Below are 17,779 nucleotides of genomic sequence, written 5' to 3'. Positions count from 1 at the left end.
AGTGCAAATACAATCACTTCTACTAATTCAGTGTTTAACGGCACAACCACTGCAACTGATAGTATAACTGCTAATAGTGGCTCAAAATTTGTAGGGAATGTAAATGCAACTAATAAAATTACTTCAAATGGTGCTACATTTGAAAAAGAAGTAAAAACTGCATTCTTAGACGCTCAAAAAGGCTCTATATTTAATACTACAAGCATAGTCAATGCAACAGATATTAATGCAGTAGGTTCTACATTTAATGGAAGCATAGTTAAGAATAATTCAATTACAGCTGATAGTTCAACATTTGCTAATGCAATTGATACAGCTACTCTAACAGCTAAAAATAATTCAAGCTTTGCAAATGTTACAGCAAATACTATCACTTCTACTAATTCAGTGTTTAATGGCACAACCACTGCAACCGATAGCATAACTGCTAATAGTGGTTCAAAATTTGTAGGAAATGTAAATGCAACTAATAAAATTACTTCAAATGGTGCTACATTTGATGGGTTGGTAAATACAAAAGATTTAGAAAGTTCTAAAAATTCTATATTCAATAAAAACATAACAGCAAGTAATTTAATCACTTCAAGTGATACAACATTTAAAGCTATAGTAAATACAGCTACATTAAATTCTAATTCAAATTCTATATTTGATACTACAAGCATAGTCAATGCAACAGATATTAATGCAGTAGGTTCTACATTTAATGGAAGCATAGTTAAGAATAATTCAATTACAGCTGATAGCTCAACATTTGCTAATGCAATTGATACAGCTACTCTAACAGCTAAAAATAATTCAAGCTTTGCAAATGTTACAGCAAATACAATCACTTCTACTAATTCAATTTTTAGCGGTAGTGTAAATGCAAGTAATTCTATAAACTCTACAGGCTCAACCTTTAAAGCTTTAGTAAATACTTCTAGTTTAACTACTGATGCTAATAGTGTTTTTAGTGCTACATCTAAAGTAAATGTAGAGAAATTAACGGCTAATAGTACTAATTTTCAAGGTTTAGTGGATATTAATTGTAAAAATACTGACTGCACTTCAAGTCTTAATAATAGTAAGTTTAATGAATTAAGCGTTACAAATGTAACCATAAGCGATACATTTACAGCACACAAACTAACAGCAAATGATAAAGCTACATTTGAAAAAGATATAAAATCAGATTTTATCACGGCAAATAGCGGTTCAGTATTTAACGGCACAACCACTGCAACTGATAGCATAATTGCAAATGGCGGCTCAACTTTTAATGGTTTTGTATCGGCAAATAATATAACTTCAGAAAAATCAGTATTTAATAAAGAAGTTAATGTAAAAGATACTTTAAAGTCTAATAATTCTAAATTTAATTCTATAGTTAATGCCAATACAATTGAAGCAGTTTTAGACACTACATTCTCTAAAGATTCAAAAGTTAATGCTAACACTATTAATACGAGTAAATCTATATTTGATGGCGAAGTTGTAGTAAGCAATCTTAATGCACTTAATACAAAATTTAATGGAGCTACTACAATTGATTGCAAGGATAATGCAAATTGTAAGTCAGATATTAAAGCTAGTTATTTTAATGATTTGACTTTAAAAAATAATGCAAAAATTACTCTTGATGAGGGAAGTTCGGCAAATAATTTAACATTACTTGATGATACTACTTACCTAGCACTTAATGGCAAATCTCAAATCACAGGCGATATTAAAAATGAAGGTATTATTGAGATAGTTGATGGGACGATTTCATCAAAAATCACAGGTAATGGGGACTTAATTAGTAATAAAGTAGTTTATACAAACGATGTTGAATTGAGTGATATTAAAGGTAGTGGGGGTAAATTTGGTGGAATAACAACTACTACAAATGATGTAAGCGTAGATAATACAACATTTGAAAAAGATTTAAATGTAGGTAAAACTTTATATGCTAATCAAGGAAATCAGTTCAGTGGTAAAGTTAGTGCTACTGATGCAATCTTTAGCCTTGATACAAGTAAATCTATGGAAAAAGGTAATGTAATTACGGCAAATCAAGTTGATATTACTAAGAATTTAAATATAAAAGATTTAAATGTTACAGCAGAAAATATCAAATCAAATTCCGCACGCATTACAAACTCTACTATCAACTCATCAAATATCAATTCTAATTTAGTAAATATTGCAAACTCTACTATTAATTCTAAGCTTTTAGGCAAAGATGATAGCTCAAGTAATGTATATGATGCTAATATACAAAAAGATAGCGGAACTTACACTACAAAACAATCAGAATTAAATGGCGGCGTAAGGGTTGATAAACTAGATACAACAAATACTCATATAAAAGGTCAAGTAGCAGTAAATACTTTAGTAGCTAATAATTCTAAGTTTTATATTTATGGTGGTGGAATTGATACTTCATTCCACGATATTTATAGTGGAGCTATAATAGTAAGAGAAGCTATAAGTGGTGCTAACAATACAATACAACTTGCTAATACAAACCTTACTATGCTAAAAGATAAAGAAGGTTTTATCCCTATAGCAATAGTTAATAACACTACTAATTCACAAAGAAGTGATGCAAATTCTCAATCAGGAATTAGCAAGGACTTTTTTAAAGTAACTTATCAAACAAAAGTGGCAAATTATGAATTAGCCGATAGATTTACACATTTTAATCCTAATGCTAAAGGAAATGCTATTTGGAGCATTGGTATTAAAGGCGATGATTTAATAGATGAGAGTAATGTTGATAGTGTTATTTCGGGTCAAGATTTAGGCAATATAGCAAATGGTGCTAATAGCAATAATGTTAATACTTCTAGTTTAGAAGTTGTTTTAGGTGATATGTTTGATTTAATAGATTTTGATAAAGACGCTGTTGGGACGGCTAATTTCATTCTAACAAGCCCTGATTACATAGCAAATACTAAAAACAATACATTAAACAATAGATTAAGATTGGTGAAAAATCAAAAAGTAGGTAATGGATTTTGGCTAGATAATCAAATGGGATATAACAAATACGAATATAGTTCAATTCGTTATAAGAATTTTAATGTTGGTGCTGATAAGACAAATGAACTTAGCAATTCTAATTTAACTTTAGGTATAGCTGCTAGTTTTGGAACGGCTGAAACTAAAGGAAATGTAAATGCTAATAGCGATTCAAAAGGCATTGGTTTATATGCTATGAATGTATTTAATAATGGAGTGTTTATAGGTGCTAATGCTTTTTACCACAATATATCAAGCTCTTATGAGGCAGATAAATTAGGAATTAAAGCTGATAAAAATCACAATGTTTATACAGCTAGTTTTGAAAGTGGGGTTAGATTTGGGGATAAATATTATTTTGAGCCAAGTTTAAGATATGATTTGACTTCTTATAAGCCGACTGCAATTAGCACAAATGGTCTTAGTATAAGTGGGGATAGCCAATTAAAGCATACTTTATCAGCTAAATTAGAAGGTGGAGTTTCTATGCTAGATAGCCTTGATGGATTTTTATCTGTTGCACTTAGCAAAGAACTAACTAAAAAGCCTGATATGTTGTTAATAGATGAAGTTAAAGAAAATATCATTGAAGGTAAAAAGGGCGATACAAGTGTGAATTTAAATTTTGGTGTAGATTATAAAATCAACCCTAATGCTAGTTTTAATATCAATTTAGGAAGCAATCTTTACACAAATTCTGATAAAGAATTAAAAGGTAGCTTAGGCTTTAGCTATAAATTCTAATGAAGAATTCTAATTCGTAATAGTTATTACGAATTAGAATTTATTTTTACTATCACAATTATTTTCTTTTTTATTTGATATAACTAATAAAGATTTTATTGCTTTAAAATATTTTCAATTAATATATTTTTGAGTTTGTTGGTTGGATATTTTTTATGTAAGCAATTTTTAAATTCTGCTAATTATGTCAAAATGTATATTTTAAACTAAGATATTTTGCCGATAATTTCTAGGAGTAGATAGAACTATAAAAGTTATTTTTAGCTTTATATTGGTATTTTAAAGGGTTGTTAAAATAAAAAATAAAAGTTGATTTTAGTATTAGATGAAGTATAAATTTTGTAAATATACAGACTTATTAGGGCTAAAACCCTAATAAGATTAGTGAATTATTTTTTAATAAATTCGCCTAATAAATGTCTAAAAATCATAAATAATTCAAGACTTGATTTTTCTGCTTCTTTATAAAGCTCAACAATTTCTTTGCTATTAGACTGCTTGCTTGCAATATATCCAAGTGCTTGATTAATGCTTTCATGAACATTTTTATGCGGAGTATCAATTTTAGAATATAAAGGAAGATGTCCGAACATTTCTTTACCTTCATTTTGATACCACTTACCAAGACGGCAACTAAAATGGTCGCTTAATTTTGTTGGATTTTCACTTAGTGCATTTGCATATCCATTTGCTTTAAATAAGATATGGTCAAGTTTTACTAAAGATGTAAATACTTCGTATTTGATAGCACTCGCATTAAATTTAATATCTTTAGATATATGCGATAATCTATCAAATTGCTCCGAAAATGTTCCGATATGTGCGTTTGAATCTTGTGATATTTGCTCTACCGATTCGCTTTGCGTAAACATTTCATTAGCGTTTTGTTTTAATAAATTGATATTCATTTCTACTTCAGCTGTTGCTTTTTGGGTTTTTTCTGCTAGTTTTCTAACTTCATCAGCAACCACAGCAAAACCACGACCATGCTCACCAGCACGAGCTGCTTCAATAGCTGCATTTAAAGCTAGCAAATTGGTTTGGTCTGATACATCTTTGATTAAATTAATTACATTTGTAATTTCATCAACGCTTCTATGGAGATTTTGTGCAGTATCACGAGATTTACTTGATGATTCAGTGATTTTTTCAAGTGATGTTATGATACTTTCAGATACTTTTTTAAGATTTACTATCATATCTACACAATCTGCTGAAAGAGTTTCTATTTCTTGAGCTCTTGATAAATCACCCTCAATATCTTTTTGAACAAAAGAAACGCTTTCTTTCATACCTTTTACCATAATGTCAAATAGTGAGAATTTGATTTTATCTTCTTCTTCGTTATTTGCCTTTGCAGTAATTTCATTTTTTAATTTCGCAATTTCAGCTTCTAACTTTTCTTTTTCTGCTATTGCTCTATTTAGTTTTTCCTGCAATTCATTTTGGAGGGTGTTATCTTTGTTAAAAAACATAAATACCCCCCCCCATCAAGCTTTATTTTTAATAGAATTTAAATAATTATTTAAATCATCTTTTAATTTTAATTTTTCCTTTTTCATTCTAGCTATTTCTAAATCATCTAAATGAATTCTACCTTCTTCAGCATCTTTTATCTTATGGTCTAAATCATTATGAGCTTCAAAAAGCTTATCAAAATGTGCGTCTTTACCTTTTAAATTCGTGATTAACTCTCTATGTTCGTGTAACATAACTTCTCCTTAATTTTTAGTAATGTGTATTAATATGGTAACTAAAATAAATTACAAACAGATAACATTTATATTTTATTTTAAACTTTCAGGAGTTTGCTTATTTTTAATAATTTTTTTAACTTCTTTAATACTTTCTGGAGTTCCTATTAACAATAATTTAGTCCCCGTTCCAATCATTGCATCACCTTTTGGCATAGGTAAAAAATTATTATTTGCATCTTTTATTCCGATTACGCTAACATTTGCTAATTGTCTAAAAGCTACATCTTTTAATCTTCTAAATCTAACCCAACTTTCATCAGGAACTTTAACTTCTTCAATATCAATACTTTGGTCTCTTGTGTATAAATATTGCTCTAATAGATTTTCCATTTCAGGTCTTACACTTACAACGCTAAGTCTTTGAGCTGCTAATTTCGTAGCTAATACAACCGTGTTTGCTCCTAGCTTTTTAAGTCTTGCTGCGTCGTGTTCGGAATTTGAAATCGTTATTATAGAATAAGGACTAATTCTTTTTATATCTTTTTCATATAGTCTAGCACTAGCAATTATTGCTATATTATCAGCAGAATTTGGGCTAAGAGAAATAATTCCTTTCGCACTTGATAAATGTGTTTTTAAAAATGCCAAATCACTATGTGGTGGGCATTTAATATAGAATGGATATTTATTTGCTTCAGCAATTTTTTCAAAATCTGGTATATCATCTACTACTACAAAAGGTGTATATGTTTGTTTAAATTGTTTTGCTAATTCTTGGGTAAATTCGTTGTGATAACATATAACATAATGATTTTTTAATCTTGCTATTTTGTATAGCATTCGTTTTTCCTTAATAATTCTTGTTAATTCGCCTTTTTTTAGAACTTCAATCACAATACCTATTGAAAAAGTAAAAGTAACAAAGCCTAATAATACATAGCAAATCGTAAAAAATCTACCAGCAGGAGTGATTGTAGCTACTTCAGTATAACCTAAAGTTGTAAAAGTCATACCTGCTTGATAAATCCCATCAAGTAATGAAAAATTACTAGTAAGCATATAACCAATCGCCCCAAATAGCATCATTACAACAACTGCTATTAATGGGAGACGAAAAGGTTTTAATTGTTCGTAAAACTCGGTATTTATATCAACTTCAGGTTTTCCACTTTCAGCCCAACCGAGCAATTTGCCTAGCTTTTTAAAAAAGCTCATAAAAATTCTTTATAAAAATTAGTTAGCTCTTCTTTTTTTTAGTGTGCGTAATGTTGAAGCTGCAACTCTAATTTTTTTAGTTGTGCCATCGCCTAAATCAATGCGAATAGTGCGTAAATTAGGTAAAAATCTTCTTTTTGTTTTATTGTTAGCGTGGCTAACATTATTTCCTACCATAGGACCTTTACCTGTTAATTGACAAAATTTTGACATCGTAAATCCTTTTTTTGTGTTCTTGTAAAAATAAAAGTATTAATCATAGCATCTTAAGCTTAATTTTTTTTTTAAGTTTTAATGATATTCTATAAAAAATAATTTTAAGGATTAAAAAATGTATGTTGCTCCTAGTTTATTGTCTGCTGATTTTTTAAATTTAGCTGAAGATATTAAAAAAGTTGAGGCTGCTGGTGCTGATTTATTGCATATTGATGTAATGGACGGACATTATGTTCCAAATCTAAGCATTGGAACTTGCACTACAAAAGCTATTGCTAAAGTTGCTACTATTCCTTTAGATGTGCATTTGATGGTAAGAGAAGTTGATAAATTTGTTGATTTGTTTTTAGATATAAAACCTAAATTCTTAAGCTTTCATATAGATGCTACTACTCATCCTTTAAGATTGATTGATTATATTAAAAAACACGGCGTAAATCCTTCAATAGTATTAAATCCACACCAGAATTTAAATGAGATTGAATATGTTTTAAGTGAAGTTTCTATGGTGCTTTTAATGAGTGTAAATCCTGGTTTTGGTGGTCAAAGCTTCATACCAAGCACTCTTAGAAAAATCAGTGCCTTAAGAGAAATGATTGATAAGAATAATTATAAATGCTTCATTGAAGTTGATGGCGGAGTAAATGGCTTAAATATTGCAGATATTGAAAGAGCAGGGGCTGATATAGTTGTGGCTGGAAATTATGTGTTTAGTAGTAATGATTATAAAGTCGCAATTAATTCTTTAAAAATGGAATTTTGATGGATTATAACGAGCTTTATAAAAAACAAATTGCTAATTGTGATAAGATTTTAGAAAGGCTACTTACAAGTAGTATTAATTATAAAGATTTAAAAAACCAATACGAAAATGCCTTAAATTTTGAGATAACTTATGAAACTCTTTTAATGCTAGGGCTTGATATTACGCTAAAACAAAATCAAGAAGTATTTTTAAACTCAAGAAATAAATTAATTCAAGATGAGGTTTTTTGTGTTGTTGATATTGAAAGCACAGGCTCAATTAGTAACGGGCAAATCATAGAAATTGGTGCTGTTAAGATAAAAAATGGCGAGATTTTAGATGAATTTGAAAGCTTTATTTATGCAAACGAAGTGCCTGAAAATATAGTTGAGCTTACAGGAATTACAACGCAAATGCTAAAAAATGCTCCTAGAAGTGCTAGGGTTTTAGCTGATTTTAGATTGTTTTTAGGTAATGCTATTTTTGTAGCTCATAATGTATCTTTTGATTATGGTTTTATCGCAAAAGAAAGTCTTGAATACTTAAATGCTCCATTGATTAATAGAAAGCTTTGCACGATTATGTTAGCAAGGCGTTGTATTGAATGTGATAAATATGGTCTTGATAGTTTAAAAAATGAATTAGGTATAATTAGCACTCATCATAGGGCTTTAAGTGATGCGAAAGCTTGTGCTGATATTTTGAATTATTGTATTAATTCTTTAAAAGGTTCACAAATTAAAACAAGTAATGATTTGATTTTATATTCACGCTCTAAGATGAAAAAATAAGAATTTAAAAGTGGCTATTGAAAGCCACTTTATTATTTTTTAGTGCTTTTTGGGGTGCAAAGCATATTAATGTAGCGACCTTCAAATAAAGGTGCTTTATCCATATTTGCAATATCGCTAATTTCTTCATAAATTTTTAAAAGCAGTTCTTCGCCTGATTGTGGATTGCTTAATTCACGACCTTTTAAAAATACTCTAAATCTAACATGCTTTCCTGATTTTAAAAACTCAATAGCGTGTTTAACTTTATAGTTAATATCATTTTGAGCAATTTTTACAGAAAGTTTGATTTCTTTAACTTCTACTACCTTTTGCTTTTTCTTAGCATCTTTTAGCTTTTTTTCTTGCTGATAACAAAACTTGCCATAGTCCATAATCTTACAAACAGGTGGCTTAGCATCTTTTGCGATTAATACCAAATCAAGCCCTAAACGATTAGCAAGTGCATTAGCCTCATCGCTACTAATTATGCCATATTGTGCTCCATCATCACCTATACATCTAACCTCTGCTAAATCTATTTCTTCATTTAACAATACATCTTTTTCTTTACTCAAAATACTACCTCGTTTTGTTTTTCTTTAATTAGTTTCAAAAATTCCTCCATTGTAAGTGTTGATTGTTGTTTAGCTCTTCTATCTCTTAAAGCTACTTGATTATTATTTATTTCTTCATCTCCGATTACTGCTATATAAGGCACTTTTAGCATTTCTGCATTTCTTATTTTTTTACCTAAAGTATCGTTTTTCTCATTAATATCAGCATCAACTCCAAGCTCTAATAATTCTTTTTGTAATGCTTTTGAATACTCAATATGCTTTTCACCTACTGGTAAAATCATAACTTGAATTGGAGCTATAAAGAATGGTAATTCTCCTGCTGTATGTTCAAGCAATATGCCTAAAAATCTTTCAAAACTTCCAAGTAAAGCACGATGAAGCATTACAGGGCGTTTTTTCTCATTGTTTTCGTCTGTATATTCAAGCTCAAATCTTTCAGGTAGGTTAAAATCTACTTGAATAGTTCCACATTGCCATTTGCGTTTAAGTGCGTCTAGGATTTTAATATCAATTTTTGGACCATAGAAAGCTCCACCACCTTCATCAACTCCGTATTTAATACCTTCTTCATCTAAAGCTTCCATTAAAGCTTTTGTAGCAACTTCCCAAATCTCATCACTTCCTATTGATTTTTCAGGTTTTGTTGAGATTTCTAGTTCCCATTCAAATCCAAAAGTTACCATAATTTTTTTAGCAAAATCTAAAATCTCTTTTACTAAGGTTTTTATTTGACTTGGCATACAGAAAATATGGCTATCATCTTGAGTAAATTCACGAACTCTTAAAAGCCCGTGTAAAGCCCCACTCATTTCATGGCGATGAACCATTCCGTATTCAAAGAATTTAATAGGCAAATCTTTATAACTTCTACCTTCACTTTTATAGCAGAATACATGTCCTACGCAGTTCATTGGTTTTATTCCGTATTCTTGCTCATCAATTCTAGTAAAATACATATTTTCTTTATAGTTTGCATAATGTCCACTTGTTTTCCAAACGCTAGAATTTAGCAATTCAGGGCCACGAACAGGCTCATAAAATCTAACTCTATGAGCTTTATATAAAATATGCTCTAATTTATTTCTAACTCTTGCACCATTTTTAAGCCATAATGGTAAGCCACCGCCAATTTGTTCGCTAAATGTGAATAATTTTAAATCATTTCCTAGTTTTCTATGGTCTCTTTTCTTAGCTTCTTCTATCATTGTTAGATAGTCTTTTAAAGCTTCTTTTGTTGCAAATGCGATACCATAAATTCTAACTAGCATTTCATTTTTTTCATCGCCGCCTAAATAAGCACCTGCTAATTTTGTTAATTTAAAATTCTTAAGCATTTTGGTGTGTGGTAAATGTGGCCCACGACATAAGTCGGTAAATTCACCTTGAGAATATGTGCTAATTTCTCCACTTAAACGACTTAAAACTGCTTGTTTTAATTCATCATTTTTAAACTTTTCACAAGCAGCTTCATAGCTCATCGTATTTTTTACCATAGGAGAGCCTTTTTTTGCAAGCTCTTTCATTTTATCTTCAATTACTTTTAAATCTTCTTCGCTGATTTTTTCATCTACTTTAAAATCATAATAAAAACCTTCATCAACGCAAGGTCCTACGAAAAATTTAGCATTTTTATATAATTGTGTAATAGCTTCAGCTAAAAGGTGAGCACAGCTATGGCGAATGATTTCAAGTGCCATAGGACTATCATCATAGAAAATTGGCTCAAGTCCTGCTCCATCAGTGCTTAAAGTATCATAAATATTTTTATCTTTATCGTAATATCCTATTATTTCCATTATTAATCCTTTAAATTTTTATAAATTTCATTAAGATTTTTATACAAACTATCATAGTTTATATCATTTTGCTCTAGTAGTTCATATAAGATTACATTGTCTTCTTTACCATTCCAAAGTTTTTTATAAGTTCCATTTTTATAGCCGTTATCTTGGCGGAATTTATTTAAGACATTTTTACCAATGTAGATTTTATAAAGTCTTGTAAATTCTAACTCACAACTACACATTAGCTTTAAAAATATTTCTGTAATTTGCGTTATGTTTAGCTCTTTTGCACTACTTGTGTGAATTAATTCTCTTGAAAGTTCTAAAATATCATTTAAATTTTTATTTGTTTTATTGAATTTAAATTCTGAAATCGTGTTTATAAGTTCTTTTTGTTGATTTTGCATAATTGCAAGGCTTAAAATAAAATGCCAAATATCAACTAATTCAATTTGAATATTTTCTAAATCCCAACTAGCATCTATGCTTTTCCAATGTTTCCAAGGCATAGAATCAACGAGTTCAGCACATTCCATATAAATACAACGAGCAAAATCAATTAAGCGATTTTCCTTTGTATAACCTTTTTCCCAACCAATTCCGCAAGTTGCGTTATTTAAAGCTTGTTGTAAGCTTAACATATCATTAGTATATTGTAATTTCATCATCCCTTCTACATCAAAAAATATCAAAATACTAGCAAAATTATTTAACAATCAAGCGTAGTGCTAAAAATTTTTTTAACTTGTGCTTTAAAATATAAATAATCATCTTTAAAACTCACTTCGCAAATATCATTGCTTTTTGGATAAATAGTAGCCTTTTCATCAACTAATTTAAGCATTCTAGCATAATAAAAACAAGCGTTCATTCCAGTTCCACAAGCTAAAGTTTCTCCAACTCCACGCTCATAAGTTCTAACATACAAAACCCCATCTTTAAAAGTTGCGTAATTTACATTTGCGTCATATTTTTCTCTTAAATATTTAGCATTTTCTTCGTTGTAGTTTTGCACTCCATCAAGAGTTACTAGGTGTGGCACACCTGTATCAATTAGGCAAAATACATTTTGAAATTCCACTAAATTTTCGTGTATAACCTTAGCTTTAGTTAATCTAATTTCTACAAAATCATCATCAAAAATTGTCGCCTTAATAATCCCTGCACCAGTTAAAAAACTCATATTTTTATTTGCTAAATTTTGAGTATAAGCAAAATGTGCCGCAGCTCTTGCACCATTGCCACACATATTAGCTTTTGAGCCATCTTGATTGTAAAATCCCCAAGTAAAATCATAATCTTTATCATTTTTTTTGATTGCAATAAGTCCATCAGCACCTATTCCACTATGTCTATTGCATAATTTTACGGCTAATTTACTTAAATAATTTTCATCTAAATTATCAGTTTGAAAAATAATAAAATCATTTCCATTTGCGTAGTATTTATGAAATTCCATGTTTTTCCTTTAGTTTTTGGATAAGTTTTAGCGAGTTATCTTTAAAATCTTCTAAATTACCATCATTTTTGATTAAATAATTTGCAAATTTTATTTTTTTGTCTATGTGTAATTGAGAATTTAATCTTAGTTTTGCTTCAAATTCTGTTAAATTATTTCTATTCATAAGCCTTGTTAAAGATAATTCATAAGAGCAATAAATCACAATTTTATTAAGCAAAAAATTATAATTGCTATTTTCAAAAAACAAGGGAATTTCTACAAAAATTATTTTATTTTTATTTTGTTTGATTTTTTTGAGAATTTCTTTTTTGATTTTTGAGTGCATTATTTTTTCTAATTTTTTCTTAGCTGTTTTATCATTAAAAATCACATTTGCCACTGCTTGTTTTTTTTCTTTTAAGAATTTGAAATAGGAATTTGAAATATTTAATTTTTTACGAATTTGTTTCCATTTGTAGCAAAAAACTTTTGAAGAAATTTCATCAGCACTAATGCAAAATATTTCATTTTCTTTAGCAATATTTAAAAATGTAGATTTACCACAAGCAATGCTAGATGTTATTACATAAATATTTTTAAAAAATAGGTGTTTTTTTATCTTAATTTTTCTTATCAAAACCGACTCTTTTTATCATTATCATAATATTATTTTTTAGATAATTTTGTTTATTTTCTTAAGCCTAATTTTAAGGCAATAATGTATTATTTAGGTTACTTTTTAAAATTTTAGTAAGGAGGCAGCCATGGAGAACAAAAGAAGAGCTTTTCTTAAAAAAGCATTAAGTGCTGGAGCTACCTGTGCTGTTGCTAGCGTAGGTTTAAATGCAGCAACAAGTAGCGAAAATAATAGCTCTGGTGTAGTATCTGGTCGTGCAAAGAAAAAAGAAGTGTTATATAAAAAGACCCTTCACTGGGAAAAATTTTATAAAATTGCATATTAATTTATAGAAAGGATTTAAATGCGTAATTTAGGTAGAAGAAGCTTTTTAAAACTTGCAGCAGTTGCAGGTGCAAGCACTACCGCATTTGGTGCGACAAACGCAACCTTAAAGGCAGATGAAAAAGTTAAAATGCCTTATGAAGGTAGTAAAAGTGTTCGCACAGTTTGCTCTATTTGTAGTGCTGGTTGTGGTATAGAAGCTGAAGTAGTAAATGGTGTTTGGGTTAGACAAAATAACGCAATAGACCATCCAATTTCACTTGGAAGTCATTGCTGTAAGGGAATTGACCAAATTGATTTAACCAAATCAAAATGTCGTGTTAAATACCCATTAAAAAGAGTTAATGGTAAATGGGAAAGAATTAGCTGGGAACAAGCTGTAAATGAAATCGGCGATAAAATGCTAGATATTAGAAAAGAAAGCGGTCCTGATAGCGTAATGTTTTTAGGTTCAGCTAAGTTTAACAATCAACAAGCATATTATTTTAGAAAATTTGCTGCATTTTGGGGAACAAACTCAATAGATCACGTAGCTAGAATTTGACACAGCGCAACAGTAGCCGGTGTGGCTAATACTTGGGGATATGGCGCTATGACAAATCACTTTGGTGATGTTGTAGGTAATACAAAATGTATGATTATGTTTGGTGCAAACTCAGCAGTTGCAAACCCTATTGGATTTAAGCATATTTTACAAGCTAAAGATAGAAATAATGCTCCTTTAATCGTAGTTGACCCTATTTTTACAAGAAGTGCAGCTCATGCTGATATTTATGTAAGAATTCGTCCAGGAACTGACATTGCATTTGTATATGGAATGTTAAATCTTATTTTTGAAAATGGTTGGGAAGACAAAGAAATAATCAAAAATAGGTCTTATGGAGTTGATTTAATTCGTGAAGAAGCTAAAAAATATACTCCTAGCGAAGTTGCTGATATTTGCGGATGTAGTGAAGAAATTCTAATTCAAGTTACAAAATTATTTGCGACTACAAAACCTGCTACACTATTTTGGTCATTAGGTATTACTCAACATTCAGTTGGTAGTTCAAATACTCGTATTTTAGCTATTTTACAATTAGTGTTAGGAAATATTGGAAAACCTGGTGGCGGAACTAATATTATTCGTGGTCACGATAATGTTCAAGGTGCAACAGATATGGGATGTTTAGCAGACACACTTCCTGCTTATTATGGCTTAGCTGAAGGTGCTTGGAAACATTTTTGCAATTTCTGGGGAGTTAGCTATGAAGATATGCAAAAACGCTTCGTAGATGATAGTGCAAATGGTGGCAAAAAATGGATGCACGAAAAAGGATTTAGTTTATCTCGCTGGTGGCAAGGTGTTAAAGGCGTAGTTCCTTATGGCACAGATACAACTCATTCAAATGCTCCTGTTAGAGTTCTTTGGGTTCAAGGAACTGGAATTACTTCTATGGCTCACACTGTTAAAATTCAAGAAGCACTTAAAAAACTTGATTTAATAGTAGTTGCTGAACCATTTGTAAATGAAGTTGCAGTTTTAGCAGATCGCCCTGATGGAATTTATATACTTCCTGCTTCAACTCAATTTGAAACAGAAGGATATGTAACAGCTACAAATCGTTCTATGCAATGGAGAAGCCAAGTAGTAAAACCGATTTATGAAAGTAAAGAAGACCAAGAGATTATGTTTATGTTTGCTAAGAAATTTGGCTTTTATACAGAATATACTCGTGGTATGAAACTTGAACTTCAAAATCATAAATTAGTTCAGGTAATTCCTGATGGTGTTGATGCTAAATGGCCTGATGATGCTACAAGAGAAATGAGTAATGGTTTATTATCAATTGGTCTTCGTGGTATTAGTGCAGAGCGTTTAAGAAAACATCAAGCAAATTGGGCTAATTTTGACCCTGATACTTTAATGGGTATTGGTGGAGATGTAAAAGGCGAATATTATGGCTTACCTTGGCCTGTATGGGATGCAAAACACCCTGGAACTGCTATTTTATGGAACCCAAATGTGCCTTATGAAAAAGGTGGAATGGGCTTTAGAAATAGATTTGGACTTGAGCATAATGGAGTTAGTCAGTTAGCTGATAATTCATTCACTCCTGTTGGTTCTAAGGTTAAAGGTGGTTATCCTGAAATTAAAAAAGATAATATTGAGCAAGTATTTGGTATTACATTAAGTGATGAAGAAAAAGAATTAATGGGTAGTTCTTGGAGCACAGATATTTCAGGAATTATATTAGAAAAATGCCGTGAAAAAAGTGCTTGTTGCTTAGGAAATGCAAGAGCTAGAACTATAGTTTGGGAATTTAGCGACCAAATTCCAAAACATAGAGAGCCAGTGCATTCACCAAGATGGGATTTGGTGCAAAAATATCCAACATTTGACGACCAAACAACTCCAAATTTCCGTGTTACTACAATGTTTAAGAGCGAGCAACAAAAACAAGACTGGAGCAAGGATTTTCCTATTATCATTAGCTCAATGCGTTTAGTAAATCTAAGTGGTGCTGGTATGCTTGAGAGAACTAGTAAGTATTTAGCTGATATTACACCTGAAATGTTTGCTAATGTTCATCCAGAGCTTGCAATGCAACACAATATTGGCGATGGAGAAATGATGTGGATACATAGCCCGCAAGGAACTAAGATTAAAGTAAAATGTATTCACAATAGAAGTGTAACTCCAGATAGAATTTGCTTACCTTACAACTTCGCTGGTGTTTTACAAGGAGTTGATTTAAGTCATAACTATCCAGAAGGCACTAAACCTTATACAATAGGCGAAATGTCAAATACGGTTACAAACTATGGTTTTGATCCAAATACACAAATTAGCGAATTTAACGCTGGACTTTGCAAGATAGAAAGGGCATAAAAATGGCTAGAATGAAGTTTTTTGTTGATAAAAATCGTTGTATTGGTTGTTTTGCTTGTCAAGTTGCGTGTTCAAGCGGACATGAAGTTCCTGTTGGTATTAAAAGAAGAAAAGTAATTACTTTAAATGATGGTATTGAAGGCAAAGAAGTGTCAATGACAATAGCATGTCAGCATTGCACTGACGCACCTTGTGCTCAAGTTTGCCCTGTTAAATGCTTTTATATTCGTGAAGATGGTATCGTATTACACGATAAAAAAGAATGTATTGGTTGTGGTTATTGCTTATATGCTTGTCCATTTGGTGCTCCACAATTTCCAAGAGATGGAGCATTTGGAATTAAAGGCGAAATGGATAAATGTACAATGTGTGCAGGAGGCCCTGAAGAGACAAATAGTGATGAAGAAAGAGAACTTTACGGACAAAATCGCATAAGCGAAGGAAGAGTGCCTATTTGTGCTGCTGTATGTGCTACAAATGCGCTTTTAGTTGGAGATGAGAGCGAAGTTTCTAATGTATATAGAAAGCGTGTTTTAACTAAAAATGCAAATGTTAATTTAAGTAATATGTTTATTTAATTTAAATTAGGAGAGATGATGGAATTTTTAATTTTTGTTGGAGTTTTACTAGCTTTAATAATAGTCATTTTAATAAAGTCTATAATTATAGTATCGCAAAGCGATATTGTAATAGTTGAGCGATTAGGTAAATTTCACAAAGAATTAAGTGGAGGATTTCATTTAATCTTTCCTTTTATTGATATGGTTAAATCAATAATTACTATTAAAGAACAACTAATAGATATAGAAAAACAACAAGTTATTACAAAAGATAATGTAAATATTTTAGTTGATGGGATAGTTTTTCTAAAAGTAACAAATGGAAAAATGGCATTTTATAATGTTGAAAATTATAAAAAAGCTATATCAAATTTAGCTATGACAACTCTTAGGGGCGAGATTGGTGGTATGTATCTTGATGATACTTTAAGTAGTCGTGATAGTTTAAATAGTGCTTTACAAATTGCACTTGGAGATGCTGCTGATAACTGGGGTGTAAAAATTATGAGAGTGGAAATTTCTGAAATTTCAGTTCCTAGTGGCATAGAAGAAGCAATGAATTTGCAAATGAAAGCTGAAAGAGAAAAAAGAGCTATAGAATTAAATGCTGAAGCACAAAAAGTAGCACTTATAAAAAACGCTGAAGCATTAAAGCAAGAGCAAGTTTTAAACGCTGAAGCAATAGAAAGAATGGCTGATGCTAAAAAATACGAACAAATTGCATTAGCTCAAGGTCAAAAAGAAGCTATGAATAACATAAATGAAGCAATGGCACAAAACATTAATGCAGCTGAATTTTTATTAGCTAAAGGCAGAGTAGAAGCATTTTTAGCTTTAGCAAAAAGTGAAAATAAAGATAAAATATTAGTTCCTTATGAAAGCACTGAATTAATAGGAGCTTTAAGTGTATTAAAAGAATTTGTAGGCAAAAAATGAGTAGCCTATATTTACTTTGTATAGGAATATTTTTAGGAATTTTAGAATTATTAGTCGGTAGTTTTTATATAATATTTTTTGCTATAGGATTTATTATTGTCGGTGCAATTAATTTAATAAAGCCATTAGATTTAGAATTACAAATAATATTAATTGCTGTTATATCTCTTGTTTTACTTATAATTTTTAAATTTTTTGTTAAAACTAAAAAAGTAGAGAATTATGACGATGATTTTTTAAATACTCAAGGCGAAGGCGTTGTTAAAAAT

The 17,779-nt window shown here is 30.3% G+C and carries 17 protein-coding genes and 1 pseudogene; 8 read left to right on the top strand and 10 right to left on the bottom strand.

What is annotated here, in order from left to right; translation table 11 throughout:
- On the top strand, positions 1-3,732 hold a 3,732-nt coding region (locus KJQ99_RS04960), incomplete at its 5' end, for an autotransporter outer membrane beta-barrel domain-containing protein (RefSeq protein WP_214150173.1).
- A 389-nt stretch (positions 3,733-4,121) separates the two neighbouring features.
- Here KJQ99_RS04960 and KJQ99_RS11260 read toward each other — a convergent pair.
- The 5 genes and pseudogenes from KJQ99_RS11260 to rpmB form a co-directional block, all read right to left on the bottom strand.
- Complete coding sequence (locus tag KJQ99_RS11260; protein WP_239803735.1) at positions 4,122-4,436, bottom strand: CZB domain-containing protein; 315 nt, start codon at positions 4,434-4,436, stop codon at positions 4,122-4,124.
- Positions 4,437-4,562: 126 nt separating this feature from the next.
- A pseudogene (locus tag KJQ99_RS11255) lies at positions 4,563-4,826 on the bottom strand (methyl-accepting chemotaxis protein); the annotation flags it as partial.
- A 396-nt stretch (positions 4,827-5,222) separates the two neighbouring features.
- Positions 5,223-5,444 carry an HP1242/YdcH family protein gene (locus KJQ99_RS04950; protein WP_214117038.1) on the bottom strand — a complete coding sequence of 74 codons (222 nt, stop codon included), beginning with the start codon at positions 5,442-5,444 and terminating at the stop codon, positions 5,223-5,225.
- 75 nt (positions 5,445-5,519) lie between these two features.
- Positions 5,520-6,644 carry a potassium channel family protein gene (locus KJQ99_RS04945; protein ID WP_214117036.1) on the bottom strand — a complete coding sequence of 375 codons (1,125 nt, stop codon included), beginning with the start codon at positions 6,642-6,644 and terminating at the stop codon, positions 5,520-5,522.
- A gap of 18 nt (positions 6,645-6,662) precedes the next feature.
- The gene (rpmB, locus tag KJQ99_RS04940) at positions 6,663-6,857 is read right to left on the bottom strand and encodes a 50S ribosomal protein L28 (protein ID WP_214117022.1); all 195 of its coding nucleotides are present in this window, start codon (positions 6,855-6,857) and stop codon (positions 6,663-6,665) included.
- 118 nt (positions 6,858-6,975) lie between these two features.
- Here rpmB and rpe point away from each other — a divergent pair, with 118 nt between their 5' ends.
- Positions 6,976-7,623: a ribulose-phosphate 3-epimerase gene (gene rpe, locus KJQ99_RS04935; protein ID WP_214117019.1), complete on the top strand. Its 648-nt coding sequence runs from the start codon at positions 6,976-6,978 to the stop codon at positions 7,621-7,623.
- Positions 7,623-8,396 carry a 3'-5' exonuclease gene (locus tag KJQ99_RS04930; protein ID WP_214117017.1) on the top strand — a complete coding sequence of 258 codons (774 nt, stop codon included), beginning with the start codon at positions 7,623-7,625 and terminating at the stop codon, positions 8,394-8,396. The genes rpe and KJQ99_RS04930 overlap by 1 nt, the downstream gene beginning before the upstream one ends.
- Before the next feature lie 32 nt (positions 8,397-8,428).
- Here KJQ99_RS04930 and infC read toward each other — a convergent pair whose 3' ends face one another.
- From infC to coaE, 5 genes are read right to left on the bottom strand one after another with little or no spacing between them, the layout of a single operon-like run.
- A complete protein-coding gene (gene infC / locus KJQ99_RS04925) occupies positions 8,429-8,953 on the bottom strand; it encodes a translation initiation factor IF-3 (protein ID WP_214117012.1) in 525 nt (174 codons plus the stop codon).
- The gene (gene thrS / locus KJQ99_RS04920) at positions 8,950-10,752 is read right to left on the bottom strand and encodes a threonine--tRNA ligase (protein WP_214150172.1); all 1,803 of its coding nucleotides are present in this window, start codon (positions 10,750-10,752) and stop codon (positions 8,950-8,952) included. The genes infC and thrS overlap by 4 nt, the downstream gene beginning before the upstream one ends.
- A gap of 2 nt (positions 10,753-10,754) precedes the next feature.
- Positions 10,755-11,456, bottom strand: coding sequence for a dUTP diphosphatase (locus KJQ99_RS04915; RefSeq protein ID WP_420707988.1), 702 nt, complete (start codon positions 11,454-11,456; stop codon positions 10,755-10,757).
- Positions 11,450-12,199, bottom strand: coding sequence for a diaminopimelate epimerase (gene dapF / locus KJQ99_RS04910; protein ID WP_214150171.1), 750 nt, complete (start codon positions 12,197-12,199; stop codon positions 11,450-11,452). Before dapF ends, KJQ99_RS04915 begins: the two co-directional genes overlap by 7 nt.
- The gene (gene coaE, locus KJQ99_RS04905; protein ID WP_214116991.1) at positions 12,186-12,818 is read right to left on the bottom strand and encodes a dephospho-CoA kinase; all 633 of its coding nucleotides are present in this window, start codon (positions 12,816-12,818) and stop codon (positions 12,186-12,188) included. The genes dapF and coaE overlap by 14 nt, the downstream gene beginning before the upstream one ends.
- 127 nt (positions 12,819-12,945) lie before the next feature.
- Here coaE and KJQ99_RS04900 point away from each other — a divergent pair, with 127 nt between their 5' ends.
- The 5 genes from KJQ99_RS04900 to KJQ99_RS04880 form a co-directional block, all read left to right on the top strand.
- Positions 12,946-13,143 carry a twin-arginine translocation signal domain-containing protein gene (locus tag KJQ99_RS04900; protein WP_214116989.1) on the top strand — a complete coding sequence of 66 codons (198 nt, stop codon included), beginning with the start codon at positions 12,946-12,948 and terminating at the stop codon, positions 13,141-13,143.
- 18 nt (positions 13,144-13,161) lie between these two features.
- Positions 13,162-16,014: a formate dehydrogenase subunit alpha gene (locus KJQ99_RS04895; RefSeq protein ID WP_214150170.1), complete on the top strand. Its 2,853-nt coding sequence runs from the start codon at positions 13,162-13,164 to the stop codon at positions 16,012-16,014.
- A gap of 2 nt (positions 16,015-16,016) precedes the next feature.
- Positions 16,017-16,592, top strand: a complete 576-nt coding sequence (fdh3B, locus tag KJQ99_RS04890; protein ID WP_214116984.1) for a formate dehydrogenase FDH3 subunit beta — start codon at positions 16,017-16,019, stop codon at positions 16,590-16,592.
- A 15-nt stretch (positions 16,593-16,607) separates the two neighbouring features.
- Positions 16,608-17,510: an SPFH domain-containing protein gene (locus KJQ99_RS04885; protein WP_214116983.1), complete on the top strand. Its 903-nt coding sequence runs from the start codon at positions 16,608-16,610 to the stop codon at positions 17,508-17,510.
- On the top strand, positions 17,507-17,779 hold a 273-nt coding region (locus KJQ99_RS04880; protein ID WP_502756513.1), incomplete at its 3' end, for an NfeD family protein. The genes KJQ99_RS04885 and KJQ99_RS04880, both read left to right, overlap by 4 nt.

Origin of the sequence: Campylobacter sp. 2018MI13, from assembly GCF_018501135.1 — a bacterium.
Lineage (GTDB): Bacteria > Campylobacterota > Campylobacteria > Campylobacterales > Campylobacteraceae > Campylobacter_E.
The sequence above is the reverse complement of the archived record's forward strand: the minus strand, read 5'-3'. Positions and strand labels throughout refer to the sequence as shown.

Coding starts and splice junctions, on each gene's coding strand:
- KJQ99_RS04950 (WP_214117038.1), bottom strand. CDS start 5,444: ATGTTACACGAACATAGAGAGTTAATCACGAATTTAAAAGGTAAAGAC.
- KJQ99_RS04945 (WP_214117036.1), bottom strand. CDS start 6,644: ATGAGCTTTTTTAAAAAGCTAGGCAAATTGCTCGGTTGGGCTGAAAGT.
- rpmB (WP_214117022.1), bottom strand. CDS start 6,857: ATGTCAAAATTTTGTCAATTAACAGGTAAAGGTCCTATGGTAGGAAAT.
- rpe (WP_214117019.1), top strand. CDS start 6,976: ATGTATGTTGCTCCTAGTTTATTGTCTGCTGATTTTTTAAATTTAGCT.
- KJQ99_RS04930 (WP_214117017.1), top strand. CDS start 7,623: ATGGATTATAACGAGCTTTATAAAAAACAAATTGCTAATTGTGATAAG.
- thrS (WP_214150172.1), bottom strand. CDS start 10,752: ATGGAAATAATAGGATATTACGATAAAGATAAAAATATTTATGATACT.
- dapF (WP_214150171.1), bottom strand. CDS start 12,199: ATGGAATTTCATAAATACTACGCAAATGGAAATGATTTTATTATTTTT.
- KJQ99_RS04900 (WP_214116989.1), top strand. CDS start 12,946: ATGGAGAACAAAAGAAGAGCTTTTCTTAAAAAAGCATTAAGTGCTGGA.
- fdh3B (WP_214116984.1), top strand. CDS start 16,017: ATGGCTAGAATGAAGTTTTTTGTTGATAAAAATCGTTGTATTGGTTGT.
- KJQ99_RS04885 (WP_214116983.1), top strand. CDS start 16,608: ATGATGGAATTTTTAATTTTTGTTGGAGTTTTACTAGCTTTAATAATA.